This is a genomic window from Streptomyces sp. 63XJN7_1_ISO-PGPR-S23-121 (assembly GCF_056173025.1).
In genome coordinates this window covers 5703112-5719091 of record NZ_CM149653.1, presented here as the reverse complement: position 1 = coordinate 5719091, position 15980 = coordinate 5703112, and the positions used below count along the sequence as shown (strand labels likewise).

Sequence of the window (15980 nt, the reverse complement as noted above, 5' to 3'; positions counted from 1 at the left end):
GTCGAACGGCCACGTCACCCCGCGTGGGGGCGGTCGCTATTGCGGTCAAGGGGGGTGTGTCGTGCGTTGTATGAGCCATGAAGCAAAGCAGCCGTCCGGCCGTGAAGCCAAACGCTGTGCCGCAATCGACAATGGTCACTCAACGCGTTGACGAGCTCGCGTTGTTCCGGCGCTGACGGGCGAGGGGTGGTGCCGTGTCGCCGGGCGGGCTCGGCAGCGAACGTCCGAGCAGGATACGACGCACGTAGATGATCTGTGTGCCGCTCCGGACAACCCGAGTGCGCCGAACGGGTGGCCACCGGGTGAGAACCCGGTGAGCCGCGGGTGTCCGTGTCCGCGCGAGCGCGGAGCGTGGCCGGGAGCCGTCGCTCTCCGGCGCTGATACGCTGGTAGCCCGTGGACCGGTGGGAGACAAACCCCGGAACCGCAGCGACGGCGCCGCCGACGGCAACCCGGGACGACCGGGCCGTACGACGGACGCACCGCACCCCAGACCGCGACCACGGGAGCCCCCTCTTGGCCATGCCGCCCAAATCTTCGACGACCAAGCACATCTTCGTCACCGGGGGTGTCGCCTCCTCGCTGGGCAAGGGGCTGACGGCCTCCAGCCTCGGCATGCTGCTCAAGGCCCGCGGTCTGCGCGTCGTGATGCAGAAGCTCGACCCGTACCTCAATGTCGACCCCGGCACGATGAACCCCTTCCAGCACGGTGAGGTCTTCGTCACCAACGACGGTGCCGAGACCGACCTGGACATCGGACACTACGAGCGCTTCCTCGACCGAGACCTGGACGGCTCCGCCAATGTCACTACGGGCCAGGTCTACTCGACGGTGATCGCCAAGGAGCGGCGCGGCGAGTACCTGGGCGACACGGTGCAGGTCATCCCGCACATCACCAACGAGATCAAGCACCGCATCCGCCGCATGGCGACGGACGAGGTGGACGTCGTGATCACCGAGGTCGGCGGCACGGTCGGCGACATCGAGTCGCTGCCGTTCCTGGAGACCGTCCGCCAGGTCCGCCACGAGGTCGGCCGCGACAACGTCTTCGTGGTGCACATCTCGCTCCTGCCGTACATCGGCCCCTCCGGCGAGCTGAAGACCAAGCCGACCCAGCACTCGGTCGCCGCGCTGCGCAACATCGGCATCCAGCCGGACGCGATCGTGCTGCGGTGCGACCGCGAGGTGCCGACCGCGATCAAGCGCAAGATCTCGCTGATGTGCGACGTCGACGAGGCGGCCGTGGTGGCCTGCCCCGACGCCCGCTCGATCTACGACATCCCCAAGGTGATCCACACCGAGGGCCTCGACGCCTACGTCGTGCGCAAGCTGGACCTCCCGTTCCGCGACGTGGACTGGACGACCTGGGACGACCTGCTCGACCGCGTCCACAACCCCGAGCACGAGATCGTCATGGCCCTGGTCGGCAAGTACATCGACCTGCCCGACGCCTACCTCTCGGTCACCGAGGCGCTGCGTGCGGGCGGCTTCGCCAACCGGGCCCGCGTGAAGATCAAGTGGGTCACGTCCGACGACTGCAAGACCCCGGCCGGCGCCGAGGCGCAGCTCGGCGACGTCGACGCCATCTGCATCCCGGGCGGCTTCGGCGACCGCGGCGTGCTCGGCAAGGTCGGCGCGATCAAGTACGCCCGCGAGAACGGGATCCCGCTGCTCGGCCTGTGCCTGGGCCTGCAGTGCATCGTGGTCGAGGCCGCGCGCAACCTGGCCGGCATCGCGGACGCCAACTCCACCGAGTTCGACCCCGCCACCGCCCACCCGGTCATCTCCACGATGGCCGAGCAGCTGGACATCGTGGCCGGCGAGGGCGACATGGGCGGCACCATGCGGCTCGGCATGTACCCGGCCAAGCTGGCCGAGGGCTCCATCGCGCGCGAGGTGTACGACGGCAAGGAGTACGTCGAGGAGCGGCACCGCCACCGCTACGAGGTGAACAACGCCTACCGCGCGGAGCTGGAGAAGAAGGCCGGCATCGTCTTCTCGGGCACCTCCCCGGACGGCAAGCTCGTCGAGTACGTCGAGTACCCGCGCGAGGTCCACCCCTACCTGGTCGCCACGCAGGCGCACCCGGAGCTGCGCTCGCGCCCGACCCGCCCGCACCCGCTGTTCGCCGGGCTGGTCAAGGCCGCGGTCGAGCGTAAGACGTCGAAGTAGCGGACCAGTTGTACGGTGGCCGGGGCGCGTCCGTGCGAACGGGCGGGTCCCGGCTTCTTCGCGTACGTCTGGAAGGAACAGGGCATGACGGGCACGACCATCAGGGACACCCCCGAGGAGTGGGAGGTCCGGGCGACGGAGACCCCCTTCCGGGGCAAGAAGACCGCCGTCCGCACGGACGAGGTGGTCATGCCCGACGGCTCCGTGGCGAGCCGTGACTACCAGGTCCACCCCGGGTCCGTCGCCGTCCTCGCCCTGGACGGCGAGGGGCGGGTGCTGGTGATCCGCCAGTACCGGCACCCGGTGCGCGAGAAGCTCTGGGAGATCCCGGCCGGCCTGCTCGACGTGCCCGGCGAGAACCCGCTGCACGCCGCCCAGCGCGAGCTGTACGAGGAGGCACACGTCAAGGCCGAGGACTGGCGGGTGCTGACCGACGTCTACACCACCCCCGGCGGCTGCGACGAGGCCGTGCGGATCTTCCTCGCCCGGAACCTGTCCGCGGCCGAGGGCGAGCGCTTCGAGGTCGAGGACGAAGAGGCCGACATGGAGCTGGCGCGGGTGCCGGTCGCGGACCTGGTCCGGGGGGTGCTCGCGGGGGACCTGCACAACAACTGCCTCGTCGTGGGCGTGCTCTCGCTGGTCGCGGCCGAGCGGGGGGACGGGCTGGACGCGCTGCGGCCGGCCGAGGCGCCCTGGCCCGCGCGCCCCTTCGAGGCCTGAGCGGGCCTCCGACGCCCCGGGCGCACCTCTGCGGTGTGACCATCGGTTGATCCGATCGGGGGATGCGCCCGCCGCGCTCCACACGGTCCGTAGCACAGCGTGAACTAGGCTCGGGAAACGCCCGAACCGGAGTTCCGGCGGGCGCCGGCGTGCGGTGGGATCGGGAGTGTGGCCCGTGACGGATCAGGCGGTGGACACGGACGGCGTACGGCTGTCGGGCGACCCTGCCGGGGAGACTCGGTTCCTGGGCCGCACCCGCGAGCTGAAACAGCTGCGCGCCGACATCGAGCGGGCCGGTCTGGACACCCTCTCCGGCCGCAAGGCCCCTCGCGCGCGCGTCCTGCTCATCGCCGGCAGGCCCGGCTCCGGCCGCACCGCACTCGCCGAGGAGCTCGCCGCCCAGGTCGCCGGCCAGTACCCCGACGGGGTGCTGCGGGCCCGGCTGAGCGAGCCGGACGGCAGGCGCGTCCCCGTCACGCGCCTCGCCCGCGACCTGCTCGCCGAGCTGGACCGCCCCACCCCGCCCGGCGCCCACGAGGACGACCTGACCGCCGCCCTGCGCGAGGCGCTCGCCGACCGCCGGGTCCTGCTGCTGCTCGACGACGCCGCCGACGCCGAGCAGGTCGACGCCCTGCTCCCGGACACTCCGGACTGCCTGGCCGTCGCCGTCTCCCAGGGGCCGCTGACCGGCATCGCGGACGTTCGCCCGTGCACGCTGGGGGGCCTGGACACCAAGTCGGCCGTGGAGCTGCTGTCCCGGTTCACCGGCTCGGTCCGCATCACCGTCGACCCCCGGGCCGCCGAGCAGCTGGCCGAGGTCTGCCAGGCCCAGCCCGCCGCCCTCACCCTGGCCGGCGGCTGGCTGGCCGCCCGCCCCAAGGCGGCCGTCGCCGACCTCGCCAGACAGGTGCACGCGGAGGACGACCAGGGGACCCCGCTCGGCCGCGTCTTCCGCCTCGCCTACGGGTCGCTGCCCGGCCCCGCCGCCCGGATGCTGCGCCTGCTCTCCCTCGCCCCGGCCGGACTGGCCGACCCGCACACCGCGTCGGCCCTCGCCGGCTGCTCCGTCGGCGACGCGCGCGCCGCCCTGGACGAGTTCGTCGCCCTCGGGCTGCTGCACCCGGCCGGCTCGGCACTGCCGCAGTACGAGGTGCCCGGCTGCCTGCACCCCCTGCTGAGGGCCCTCACCGCGAAGCACGACCGGCCCGCCGAGCTCCAGCTGGCCCGTGCCCGGATGCTGGAGCGGACGGTGCGGCTGCTCCAGTCGTGCCGGGCGATCACCGAGACCGACAGCGACCGGGCCCGCGAGAAGCTCGACGGCATGCCGCGGGCCCTGCGCTTCCCCTCCCCGCGGGCCGCCGCCGACTGGCTGCGCGTCCGCCGGCCCGCCCTGCTGGCCGCGGTCCGCCTCGCGGTCGCCGACGGGGAGCTGGACACCCTCGCCCGCAGGCTGATGTCCCAGCTCGTGCGGGCGATGGTGGCGCACTTCGGCACCCAGGCGGCGGCGCCCGACCTGTACGACGTCCACCGGCTCGTCCTCGACGTGGCCGAGCGCCGCGACCTGCCCCGGGAGAAGGCCGCGGCCCTGCTGAACCTGGGCGACCTGGACGCCCGTACCGGCCGCACCGCCGAGGCGCTGGTGCGCTACCGGGCCGCGCTGGACGCCGGCCGGGCGGCGGACGATCCGTACGCGACCGGCCGCGCGATGGAATCCGTAGGCGGCGCCCACCTGGAGCTCGGGGACTACGACCGGGCCGCCGACTGGTTCGGCCGGGCCCTCGCCCAGCGGCTCGCCCGGGACGAGCGCGCCGACGCCGCCCGCGTCTACGGCCGCATCGCCACCGCCCACACCTACGCCGGCCGCTACGGCGAGGCGGCCCGCTCCTGGCGTGCGGCGGTCGCCGGGTACCGCAGGAGCGGTGATCTCCCGGCCCACGCGCGGGCGTTGAGCGAGCTCGCCCGGGTCCAGGAGTACGCCGGGCGGCCCGAGGAGTCGCTGCGCACCTGCCAGGAGGCCGTCGAGTGGGCCCGGCGGGCCGAGGACGTCCGGCTGCAGGCCGCGTTGCACCTCAGGCTCGCCGACACGCTCGACCACCTAGGCGATCCCACGGCGGCCGGCCTCCACCGGAGTACGGCCGAACGCATGCTGAGGGAAGAAGCGGCTGATGCCTGCGAAATCCGCAGCGCTTCTGATGAAGATTGATGCTTTGAAAGGCTAGACAGCGGGAACGCCTTCATTAGACTGGCTCTGCCGCACATTCTCCTGCGGTCTACCCCGGTGTGCCCGAGCCTGAGCGGGTATGCCTTGTAATAGCCCCATTCTCTGAGCCAAGGACCGTGATCCACGTGAAGGTCGGCATTCCCCGCGAGGTCAAGAACAACGAGTTCCGGGTGGCCATCACCCCCGCCGGCGTGCACGAGCTGGTGCGCCACGGTCACCAGGTCGTCGTCGAGCGCGACGCCGGCGTCGGCTCCTCGATCCCCAACGAGGAGTACGTCGCCGCCGGTGCGCGGATCCTGGACACCGCCGACGAGGTCTGGGCCACCGCCGACCTGGTGCTCAAGGTCAAGGAGCCCGTCGCGGAGGAGTACCACCGCCTCCGCAAGGACCAGACGCTCTTCACCTACCTGCACCTGGCCGCCTCCAAGGAGTGCACGGACGCGCTCATCGAGTCCGGCACCACCGCGATCGCCTACGAGACGGTCGAGCTTCCCGAACCGCGCGCTGCCGCTGCTCGCGCCCATGTCCGAGGTCGCGGGCCGCCTGGCCCCGCAGGTCGGCGCCTACCACCTGATGGCCGCCAACGGCGGACGCGGCGTGCTCCCCGGCGGCGTCCCCGGGGTGCTGGCCGGCAAGGCCGTCGTCATCGGCGGCGGCGTCTCCGGCTGGAACGCCGCGCAGATCGCCATCGGCCTGGGCTTCCACGTGACCCTGCTCGACAAGGACATCAACAAGCTCAAGGAAGCCGACAAGATCTTCGGCACGAAGATCCAGACCGTCGTCTCCAACGCCTTCGAGCTGGAGAAGGCCTGCCTGGAGGCCGACCTCGTGATCGGCGCCGTGCTGATCCCGGGCGCCAAGGCCCCGAAGCTGGTCACCAACGAGCTGGTGTCCCGGATGAAGCCCGGAAGTGTCCTTGTCGACATCGCGATCGACCAGGGCGGCTGCTTCGAGGACTCCCACCCGACCACGCACGCCGAGCCGACCTTCCCGGTCCACGGGTCGGTGTTCTACTGCGTCGCCAACATGCCCGGCGCCGTGCCGAACACCTCCACCTACGCGCTGACCAACGCCACGCTCCCGTACATCGTGGAGCTGGCCAACCGCGGCTGGGCCGACGCGCTGCGCCGCGACCCCGCGCTGGCCAAGGGTCTCAACACCCATGACGGCAAGGTCGTTTACAAGGAGGTCGCCGAGGCGCACGGTCTTGAGCACGTCGACCTGGCCTCGCTGCTCGCCTGACACCCGGAGCCGTCAAGTCGGCTAAGTCATCAACCGGGAAAGGCGATACGTCAACAGTCGCCGTCAACCCCGCACACCCGGCCGGACCTTGCCCGACAAGGTCCGGCCGGGTGTGTGTATGGTCACTTTGCGATTCTCGGCCAACTCGCCTCGAACGTAACGCTTCAACCGATTCGCGCACCGGTGAAACCTGCTGTGCGACGGCCGTACGCCCTTGACAGAGGGATGTTTCATTGCCGACACATCCGGCCGGGTCCGGCGGATTGTGTTGCTGCGGACGGCCGACACGCCATAGAGTCGCCGAACGTCGGCATGGTGTCACGCTGACCTGTCTAGAAGTTTCCTGGTCACCAAGGAGGTAAGACGACTTGTGAATGAGTCGACATTTACTCCCGGGGGTGGTCAACCAGGAATGCCTGCACGGGCCCACGGCCCAGGGCGTCTCGAGGCTGTCGGCTCCGTCGCTGTACGCACCTTCGAAGCCGCCCACCAGAGTCCGCAGGCAACTCAGACAGCACACATGAGTATGGATGGCCAACACGTGAACGCCATGGCCGGCGACGGAAGTGGCGCGCCCCGCAACCACTTCGCCGACTACGACGAACTGCCCGAGGGGCACTTCTACGATCCGGACGCGGAGTACGAGCCCGATCCCGAGTACGCGGCGACGCTCGCGCCCGACGCGGCCCGTCAGCGCCGCGAGCGCATCGGCCCGACCGGACGTCCGCTGCCCTACTTCCCGATCCCGGGCCCGCTGACCGAGCACGGTCCCGCGAAGATCATCGCGATGTGCAACCAGAAGGGCGGCGTCGGCAAGACCACGTCGACCATCAACCTGGGCGCCGCGCTCGCCGAGTACGGGCGCCGGGTGCTGCTCGTCGACTTCGACCCGCAGGGCGCGCTGTCGGTCGGTCTCGGCGTCAACCCGATGGAACTCGACCTCACCGTCTACAACCTGCTCATGGAGCGGGGCATGGCGGCCGACGAGGTGCTGCTGAAGACCGCGGTCCCCAACATGGATCTGCTGCCCAGCAACATCGACCTGTCGGCGGCCGAGGTGCAGCTGGTGAGCGAGGTCGCGCGCGAGTCCACGCTCCAGCGGGCGCTGAAGCCGCTGATGGACGACTACGACTACATCGTCATCGACTGCCAGCCCTCGCTCGGCCTGCTCACGGTCAACGCGCTGACGGCCGCGCACAAGGTGATCGTGCCGCTGGAGTGCGAGTTCTTCGCGCTGCGCGGTGTGGCGCTGCTGACCGAGACGATCGAGAAGGTCCAGGAGCGGCTCAACCCCGACCTGGAGCTCGACGGCATCCTCGCCACGATGTACGACTCCCGCACGGTGCACAGCCGTGAGGTGCTCGCACGGGTCGTCGAGGCGTTCGACGACCACGTCTACCACACGGTCATCGGGCGCACGGTCCGCTTCCCGGAGACCACGGTCGCCGGTGAGCCGATCACCACGTACGCCTCCAACTCCGTCGGTGCCGCCGCCTACCGCCAGCTCGCCAGGGAGGTGCTCGCCCGGTGTCACGCCGAGTGAGTCTGCCGGGGGCCGACGAACTCTTCCGCACGACAGGGGGAACGGCGCTCCAGGCGTCCACCCCGCGGCGACCGGCGGGCGGCGACGCCCGGGTACCGGCTCCGGCGGGGGAGAGCGACCAGGCGGCCGCCGAGGACGCGCCGCAGTCGGTGCCCGCTCAGGGTGGCGACGGCGGGGGCGCGGAGCACACGGCGGCGGACGCGGAACCGGCCGGGGCCGGCGAGTCGCGCAGCCGGGGCGCGGAGCGCTCGGCGCGACGCCCCGACGCCGCGACGGACGCGCAGGACGGTTCCGCCGCGGCCCAGCCCCGCAAGCGCGGCCGGGCCGCAGCGCGCCGCCCCAGCGGCCGTGAACGGCACGACGAGAAGATCACCGTGTACGTCTCCGCCGAGGAGCTCATGGACCTGGAGCACGCCCGGCTGGTGCTCCGGGGCGAGCACGGGCTGGCCGTCGACCGCGGCCGGATCGTCCGCGAGGCGGTCGCCGTGGTCCTCGCCGACCTGGAGAGCCGCGGTGACGCCAGCATCCTCGTACGGCGGCTGCGCGGGCGGTAGCGGTAGCCTGCGGGGGCCATGACCTCGAACGACGCTCCCCGCCCCGGCGCCCCCGCCGCCCGTCGGCGCGCCCTGGGCAGGGGGCCGGGGATGCCACGGGTGGCCCCGCCGCCCGAGGGGACGACGCCGGGCACCGGGTCCGCGGAGGCGTTGCCCGAAGTGGGGCCGGCCCCGGAGGTCCCCGGTACGGCAGCGGAGCCCGACGCGGGGCCCGCCGGCCCGGAGGCCGCCGCGCCGGACGACCCGGAAGCCCCGACGAGTGCCCGCCCCGAGGCGGCCGGGCCGGAGTACGGGCCCACGGACCGCGGCCGCACGCCACAGGACGCCCCGGAAGCCGGGCCGGAGGGTCCCGGGCCGGAGTACGGACGCACGGATCACGAGCGTCCCCCGCACGGCACTCCGGAGCCCTCCGGGGTCGTGCAGTCGGCACCCACGGCCGCGCCTGCGACGTCCGGTGCCGCGCCGGAGGGCCCGGGTCCGGGGGAGGGCCCCGAGGAGCACGCGAGCCCGTCACCGGGGGCCCTGGAGGCCGTCCACGCGGCTCAGGCCGCCTCGCCGCAGGGCGGGCCCGAGCCGTCGGTTCCGGGAGGGGCGGCCCAGGACGCGGGGAACGGGGTCTTCAAGGTTCGGCTCGCCAACTTCGAGGGGCCCTTCGACCTGCTCCTCCAGCTCATCTCCAGGCACAAGATGGACGTCACCGAGGTCGCGCTGTCCAAGGTGACCGACGAGTTCATGGCGCACATCCGCGCCATCGGGCCGGACTGGGACCTCGACGAGACGACCGAGTTCCTGGTCGTCGCGGCCACCCTGCTCGATCTGAAGGCGGCCCGGCTGCTCCCGGCCGCCGAGGTGGAGGACGAGGCCGATCTCGCGCTGCTGGAGGCCCGTGACCTGCTCTTCGCGCGGCTGCTGCAGTACCGCGCGTACAAGCAGATCGCGGAGATCTTCAACGGGCGTCTGGAGGCCGAGGCCCGCCGCTACCCCCGCACCGTCGGCCTGGAACCCCACCACGCCGAGCTGCTGCCCGAGGTCGTCATCAGCATCGGTCCGGAGGGCTTCGCCAGGCTCGCCGTGAAGGCGATGCAGCCCAAGCCCAAGCCGCAGGTGTACGTCGAGCACATCCACGCGCCCCTGGTGAGCGTGCAGGAGCAGGCCCAGATCGTCGTGGCCCGGCTGCGGGAGCTGGGCGAGGCCAGCTTCCGTGTCCTGGTGGACGACACCGAGGACACCCTGACCGTCGTGGCCCGCTTCCTCGCGCTGCTGGAGCTGTACCGCGAGAAGGCCGTCGCGCTCGACCAGGAGACCGCGCTCGGCGATCTGCTGGTGCGCTGGACCGGCGGGGACGGGGACGCCGAGCCGGTGGTGACCGACGAGTTCGACCGGGAGCCCGAGGAGAACGAGAAGACCGAGGAGGAGCAGCAGGCGTGAGTGACGTGAGTGACGAGACCACGGAGTTCCCGGACGGGCCGCGTGACGTCGCCGCCCTCGACCTCAGGCCCGCCCTCGAAGCCGTCCTCATGGTCGTCGACGAACCCGCGACCGAGGAGCACCTCGCGAAGGTCCTCCAGCGGCCCCGGCGGCAGATCGCGGACGCGCTGCGCGAGCTGGCCGACGAGTACACCGTCCAGGGCCGCGGTTTCGAGCTCAGGCTCGTCGCGGGCGGCTGGCGCTTCTACACCCGCCCCGAGTACGCCGCGGCCGTCGAGGGCTTCGTCCTGGACGGCCAGCACGCCCGCCTCACCCAGGCCGCGCTGGAGACCCTCGCGGTGGTCGCCTACCGCCAGCCGGTCAGCCGCAGCCGCGTCTCCGCGGTGCGCGGCGTGAACTGCGACGGCGTGATGCGCACCCTCCTGCAACGGGGTCTGGTGGAGGAGGCGGGCACGGAACCCGAAACAGGTGCGATCCTGTACGTGACGACGAACTACTTCCTGGAACGGATGGGCCTTCGCGGCCTGGACGAGCTTCCGGAGCTTCGCGCCCTTCCTCCCGGAGGCGGCGGCGATCGAGGCCGAGACGCTGGAAGGGGTCCCGTCGTTCGATCCGGACGCCCCGGATTCCGAGGACGCAGACGACAAGACGGAACTTTGATGCGAAGCAGCAGCGGCAGGAACAGCAGCGGAAACAACGGCGGGAGCCGTGGTGGCAACAGCGGCGGCCGCGGCGGGAGCAGCGGTGGCCGCGGTAACCACCGCGGCGCCGGTAACAACCGCGACGACAAGCAGGACGGCCGTCCCAAGAAGCCGCGCCCGGAGGAGCGGCGCTACGACGTGGGTCCTGGCGCCACCCAGGAGGGCCCCAAGTCGGGCCGCGGCCCCTCGGCCCGCGGCGGTGCCAAGGGCGGACCGAAGAAGCCCCTGCAGCGGGGGCGCTCGGTCCCGGCCACGTCCCGCGAGTACGAGACGCGGGCAGAGGAGCGCAACCGCGAGCGGTACGCGGGCAAGAAGGACGTCAAGCTGCCCAAGACCTTCCCGGGCGCCGAGCAGGAGGGCGAGCGCCTGCAGAAGGTCCTCGCGCGCGCGGGATACGGCTCCCGGCGGTCCTGCGAGGAGCTGATCGAGCAGGCGCGCGTCGAGGTCAACGGCGAGATCGTCCTCGAGCAGGGCAAGCGGGTAGACCCGGAGAAGGACGAGGTCAAGGTCGACGGTCTGACCGTCGCCACGCAGTCGTACCAGTTCTTCTCGCTCAACAAGCCCGCCGGTGTCGTGTCCACCATGGAGGACCCGGAGGGCCGGCAGTGCCTCGGTGACTACGTCACCAACCGCGAGACCCGCCTCTTCCACGTGGGCCGGCTCGACACCGAGACCGAGGGCGTCATCCTGCTCACCAACCACGGCGAGCTGGCGCACCGCCTGACCCACCCGAAGTACGGCGTCAAGAAGACCTATCTCGCGCACATCGTGGGCCCGATCCCGCGCGACCTCGGCAAGCGCCTGAAGGACGGCATCCAGCTGGAGGACGGGTACGCGCGCGCGGACCACTTCCGGGTCGTGGAGCAGACCGGCAAGAACTACCTGGTCGAGGTCACCCTCCACGAGGGCCGCAAGCACATCGTCCGCCGGATGCTGGCGGAGGCGGGCTTCCCCGTGGACAAGCTCGTGCGCACCGCCTTCGGTCCGATCACGCTGGGCGACCAGAAGTCGGGATGGCTGCGCCGGCTGTCCAACACGGAGGTCGGGATGCTGATGCAGGAGGTCGACCTCTAGGGGTCCGGAGGGTTGTGACGGGCGGCCACCCCCTTTTATAGTCTGAGTGACTATTAAGGGGGTGGCCGCCCGTGCTCGGCTACGACAAGCACGCCTTCGAGCCCTTCGCCGTCACCGTCGATCTCGCCGTCCTCACGCTCCGCGCGGGCGCGCTGCACGTGCTGCTCGTCGAGCGGGGTCAGGAGCCGTACGCCGGCCGCTGGGCACTGCCCGGCGGCTTTCTGCTGCCCGAGGAGTCGGCGGAGCGGGCGGCCCGCCGCGAGCTGGCCGAGGAGACCGGCCTGGCGGACGTGACCGGGCTGCACCTGGAGCAGCTGCGGACCTACAGCGAGCCGGGGCGGGACCCCCGGATGCGGGTCGTCTCCGTCGCGTTCACGGCGCTGCTGCCCGACCCTCCCGAGCCGCACGCGGGCACCGACGCGGCCGAGGCCCGCTGGGTCCCGTACGACAAGGCCCAGGGCCTCGCCTTCGACCACGACCGGATCCTGGCCGACGCCCGGGAACGCGTCGGCGCCAAGCTCGAGTACACCTGCCTGGCGACCGCCTTCTGCCCGGCCGAGTTCACCCTCGGCGAGCTCCAGCAGGTCTACGAGACGGTGTGGGGCACGGCCCTGGACCGGCCCAACTTCCGCCGCAAGGTCCTCGCCACCCCCGGCTTCGTCGAACCGGTCCCCGGGGCCGCCCGGCTGACCGGAGGCCGCGGCAAACCGGCCGCTCTCTACCGCGCCGGCCCGGCCACCGCCCTGCACCCGCCCCTGCTCCGCACCCCTCGGGAAGGACGCCCCGCATGACCACGACCACCGTCACCAAGCGCGCTGCCACCGGGGCGCTCACCGGACTCGCCCTCGGGGACGCGCTGGGCTTCCCCACCGAGTTCAACGACGTCCCGTCGATCCTCGCCAAGTGCGGACCCTGGCGGCAGATGGAGCTGCCCCGGCCGGCGATCGTCACCGACGACACCCAGATGACGCTGGCCCTGGGACGGGGGCTGCGCACGGCCATGGACCGCGGGAGCCTGACGCCCGAGGCGATGGCCGAGCCCGTACGGCGGGAGTTCATCGCCTGGAACCGGTCGCCGGAGAACAACCGGGCCCCGGGCAACACCTGCCTCACGGCCTGCGACCTGCTGGAGCGAGGGGACCGCCCCTGGCAGGACGCCAGCCAGATCCACTCCAAGGGCTGCGGCGCCAACATGCGCGTCGCCGCGCTGGCTCGGTGACCTGTGGACCCGCGCCCAGGACCCCACGCCCGAGCACTTCATCGCCCGCGGCTGGGACGAGTGTCTGGCGATACTCGACCGGCTCCAGCACGCGGTGCGCACCGTCTCCCCGGAGACCGACCCGTGCCTCGCGGTCGGCGAGGGCTGGATCGCCGAGGAGGCCATGGCCGCCGGGCTGCTCTGCTTCCTGCTCTTCGTCGACGAGCCGCTGACGGCCCTGCGCCGCGGTGCCTGCACCTCCGGCGACTCCGACTCCATCGCCTGCCTCGCCGGCGCCTTCGCGGGCGCCCACCTGGGCGCCGACGCATGGCCGGCCGCCTGGTCCGACCGCATCGAGTACCGCTCGGGCCTCCTCGACCTCGGCACGCTCTGGGACGCCTGAGCGGCGTCAGGCCCGCCCGGCGTCCTCCCGGGCCGAGGCCTGCCGGGCACGGAACAGGAAGTCCTCCACGCGGCGCCGGTCCGGCTCCTCGGGGAGGGGGCTGCGGCGGACGGCCCGCTCGTTCTGCTCCGCCAGGCGGGCCATCCGCGACTCCACCTCGGGCCAGGGCACCTCGCCGCGCCTGACGGCGAGCAGCGCCTCGCGCCGGTCGCCGACGTCGACGGTGAGGGTGCCCGTGCGCAGCAGGTCGCGGGCGGACGTCAGCAGCCGCAGCAGGTGCATCGCGTGCTTCCAGCGCGGGGCGCCGTACGCGCGCACGTCGGCGTCCAGCTTGCGGCGCTGGCCGTGCGCGTACCGCGTGAACGTCCCGTGGGCCCGGCGGGACAGGAACGCCCCGCGCAGCTCCAGGAGTTCACGGCCGGTGGCGTCGGCGTACTCCACGAGCGGGGAGTGCAGGCACTCCAGGATGTTCGGGTTCGCGCGCAGGGCCAGTTCGCAGAAGCGCTCCAGCTCCCAGCTGAACTGCTCCTCGGCCGGCTTCTCGACGTGGGCCGGCGGCTTCTCGAAGCGCCAGAACAGCGGCGTCGGGGCGAGGTAGACGCCCCGGCGGTCCGTGTCGCTGTCCCGCGTCGCCAGACCGAAGGCGCGCGAACCCATGACACAGGCGTAGATCGTGTGGTCGCGTACCAGGGTCTCGGGGTGCATGCCCGGGAGCGTACGTCGCCCCCTCACGCCAGACGGACCGAATTTCCCTCCACGGAGATCCGCTCCTGCGGCAGCGGCTTCGTCGCCGGGCCCTGCTCCACCGCGCCGTCGGTGATGGCGAACCTGCTGCCGTGGCAGGAACAGAGGATGGTGCCGTCGCGCACGTCCGCCACGATGCAGCCCTGGTGGGTGCAGACGGCGGAGAAGGCCTTGAACTCGCCCTGCCGCGGCTGTGTCACCACGATCTTCTCGGCGTCGAAGACCTTGCCCCCGCCGACCGGGATGTCGCCCGTCGCCGCCAGCTCCCGCCCCGGCGAGACCGCCGGGGAGCCGCTGTCGCCGCTCCCGTCGCCGCAGCCGGCGGCGAGCGTCGCCGCACCCGCGCAGAGAAGGACCGTACGGCGGGCGGGGCTGTGCGTCATGTCGTCGCTCCGGGAGGTGAGAGGGCGGTGGCCGAGGCCGGGACCAGCGTCTCAGGAGGCGGGCGCCGCGCACCGGCCCGGCGCGGCCTGACTACGCTGGACGGACCAAGAGCCGAAACGCACGTCAGCAAGGAGCATCGCCGTGGCGGTACGAGCGGTCCGGGGCGCCGTCCAACTGGAACGGGACGAAGCCGGGCACATGGACGAGCGGGTCGCGGCCCTGCTGACCGCCGTCCTGGAACGCAACGAGCTGACCGCCGACGACCTGATCAGCATCTGGTTCACGGCCACGCCCGACCTGCACAGCGACTTCCCGGCCGCCGCCGCCCGCAAGCTCGGCGTCACCGACGTCCCGCTGATCTGCGCCCAGGAGATGGACGTCGAGGGCGCCATGCCGCGCGTCGTCCGGATCCTGGCCCACATCGAGTCCGACCGGCCCCGCGCCGGCATCGCCCACGTCTACCTCGGCGCCGCCGCGGCCCTGCGCAAGGACATCGCCCAGTGAGAACCGCACTCGTCATCGGCACCGGCCTGATCGGCACCTCCGCCGCCCTCGCCCTGACCGGGCGGGGCGTCGTCGTGCACCTCGCCGACCACGACCCCGGGCAGGCCCGCACCGCCGCGGCCCTCGGCGCCGGAACCGACGAGGCCCCCGGGGGACCCGTCGACCTCGCCGTCGTCGCCGCCCCGCCGGCCCTGGTCGCCGACGTGCTCGCCGACGCCATGGAGCGCGGCCTCGCCCGCGGCTACATCGACGTGGCCAGCGTCAAGGGCGGCCCCCGGCGCGAACTGGAGGCGCGCGGACTCGACCTGTCCGCGTACATCGGCACCCACCCCATGTCCGGCCGCGAGAAGTCCGGCCCGCTGGCCGCCACGGCCGACCTCTTCGAGGGCCGCCCGTGGGTCCTCACCCCGACCCGGGACACCGACACCGAGGTGCTCAACCTCGCGCTCGAACTGATCTCGCACTGCCGGGCCGTGCCGGTCGTCATGGACGCCGACGCCCACGACCGCGCCGTGGCGCTCGTCTCCCACATGCCCCACCTGGTCTCCAGCATGGTCGCCGCCCGCCTGGAGCACGCCGAGGAGGCCGCCGTACGCCTGTGCGGGCAGGGCATCCGCGACGTGACCCGGATCGCCGCCTCCGACCCCCGGATGTGGATCGACATCCTCTCCGCGAACCCGGGGCCGGTCGCCGACCTGCTCGGCGACGTCGCCACCGACCTGGAGGAGACGGTGCGGGCCCTGCGCGCCCTGCAGTCCTCCGACGACGACAAGCGCCGCGAGGGCAGCGCCGGCATCGAGGCCGTCCTGCGGCGCGGCAACGCCGGCCAGGTCCGGGTCCCCGGCAAGCACGGCTCCGCGCCGCGCGTCTACGAGACCGTGGCCGTCCTCATCGACGACCAGCCGGGACAGCTCGCCCGCATCTTCGCGGACGCGGGACGGGCCGGCGTCAACATCGAGGACGTGCGGATCGAGCACGCCACCGGGCAGCAGGCCGGCCTGGTACAGCTGCTGGTCGAACCCAAGTCCGCCGCCGTGCTGACGGCGGCCCTGCGGGAACGGGGCTGGGCGATCCGGCAGTGAGGCGCCCGGC

12 protein-coding genes and 3 pseudogenes are annotated in these 15980 nt (G+C 72.5%); 13 read left to right on the top strand and 2 right to left on the bottom strand.

The features are described 5' to 3' along the window. Positions 1 to 522 precede the first annotated feature (522 nt). From AC0VYN_RS25510 to AC0VYN_RS25460, 11 genes and pseudogenes are all read left to right on the top strand, one after another. A complete protein-coding gene (locus AC0VYN_RS25510) occupies positions 523 to 2172 on the top strand; it encodes a CTP synthase (RefSeq protein ID WP_385468307.1) in 1650 nt (549 codons plus the stop codon). Between the two features lie 84 nt (positions 2173 to 2256). Next, complete coding sequence (locus tag AC0VYN_RS25505) at positions 2257 to 2892, top strand: NUDIX domain-containing protein (RefSeq protein WP_475532848.1); 636 nt, start codon at positions 2257 to 2259, stop codon at positions 2890 to 2892. A gap of 175 nt (positions 2893 to 3067) precedes the next feature. Next, a complete protein-coding gene (locus AC0VYN_RS25500; RefSeq protein ID WP_475532847.1) occupies positions 3068 to 5095 on the top strand; it encodes a tetratricopeptide repeat protein in 2028 nt (675 codons plus the stop codon). A gap of 143 nt (positions 5096 to 5238) precedes the next feature. Next, a pseudogene (ald, locus tag AC0VYN_RS25495) lies at positions 5239 to 6355 on the top strand (alanine dehydrogenase). Positions 6356 to 6767: 412 nt separating this feature from the next. Further along, entirely contained in the window at positions 6768 to 7898 is a 1131-nt protein-coding gene (locus AC0VYN_RS25490) for a ParA family protein (RefSeq protein ID WP_475532846.1), read from the top strand. After that, positions 7883 to 8452: a hypothetical protein gene (locus AC0VYN_RS25485; protein ID WP_475532845.1), complete on the top strand. Its 570-nt coding sequence runs from the start codon at positions 7883 to 7885 to the stop codon at positions 8450 to 8452. The genes AC0VYN_RS25490 and AC0VYN_RS25485 overlap by 16 nt, the downstream gene beginning before the upstream one ends. Positions 8453 to 8869: 417 nt before the next feature. Next, on the top strand, positions 8870 to 9880 hold the full coding sequence (locus AC0VYN_RS25480) for a segregation and condensation protein A (protein ID WP_475536986.1): 1011 nt from the start codon (positions 8870 to 8872) through the stop codon (positions 9878 to 9880). A 5-nt stretch (positions 9881 to 9885) separates the two neighbouring features. Further along, positions 9886 to 10540: pseudogene (gene scpB / locus AC0VYN_RS25475) on the top strand (SMC-Scp complex subunit ScpB). Beyond that, on the top strand, positions 10540 to 11655 hold the full coding sequence (locus AC0VYN_RS25470) for a pseudouridine synthase (protein WP_475532844.1): 1116 nt from the start codon (positions 10540 to 10542) through the stop codon (positions 11653 to 11655). The pseudogene scpB and the gene AC0VYN_RS25470 overlap by 1 nt, the downstream one beginning before the upstream one ends. 71 nt (positions 11656 to 11726) lie before the next feature. Beyond that, a complete protein-coding gene (locus AC0VYN_RS25465) occupies positions 11727 to 12446 on the top strand; it encodes an NUDIX hydrolase (RefSeq protein WP_475532843.1) in 720 nt (239 codons plus the stop codon). Beyond that, positions 12443 to 13256: pseudogene (locus AC0VYN_RS25460) on the top strand (ADP-ribosylglycohydrolase family protein). The gene AC0VYN_RS25465 and the pseudogene AC0VYN_RS25460 overlap by 4 nt, the downstream one beginning before the upstream one ends. A 6-nt stretch (positions 13257 to 13262) precedes the next feature. Here AC0VYN_RS25460 and AC0VYN_RS25455 read toward each other — a convergent pair. Both AC0VYN_RS25455 and AC0VYN_RS25450 read right to left on the bottom strand, forming a co-directional pair. Then, a complete protein-coding gene (locus tag AC0VYN_RS25455; protein WP_475532842.1) occupies positions 13263 to 13961 on the bottom strand; it encodes a nucleotidyltransferase domain-containing protein in 699 nt (232 codons plus the stop codon). 23 nt (positions 13962 to 13984) lie between these two features. Continuing rightward, positions 13985 to 14383, bottom strand: coding sequence for a Rieske (2Fe-2S) protein (locus AC0VYN_RS25450; protein ID WP_475532841.1), 399 nt, complete (start codon positions 14381 to 14383; stop codon positions 13985 to 13987). 142 nt (positions 14384 to 14525) lie between these two features. Between AC0VYN_RS25450 and aroH the strand changes: the two genes are divergently transcribed. Both aroH and AC0VYN_RS25440 read left to right on the top strand, forming a co-directional pair. Continuing rightward, the gene (gene aroH, locus AC0VYN_RS25445) at positions 14526 to 14888 is read left to right on the top strand and encodes a chorismate mutase (RefSeq protein ID WP_475532840.1); all 363 of its coding nucleotides are present in this window, start codon (positions 14526 to 14528) and stop codon (positions 14886 to 14888) included. Further along, positions 14885 to 15970 carry a prephenate dehydrogenase gene (locus AC0VYN_RS25440; RefSeq protein ID WP_475532839.1) on the top strand — a complete coding sequence of 362 codons (1086 nt, stop codon included), beginning with the start codon at positions 14885 to 14887 and terminating at the stop codon, positions 15968 to 15970. The genes aroH and AC0VYN_RS25440 overlap by 4 nt, the downstream gene beginning before the upstream one ends. The last annotated feature ends 10 nt before the right edge of the window (positions 15971 to 15980 follow it).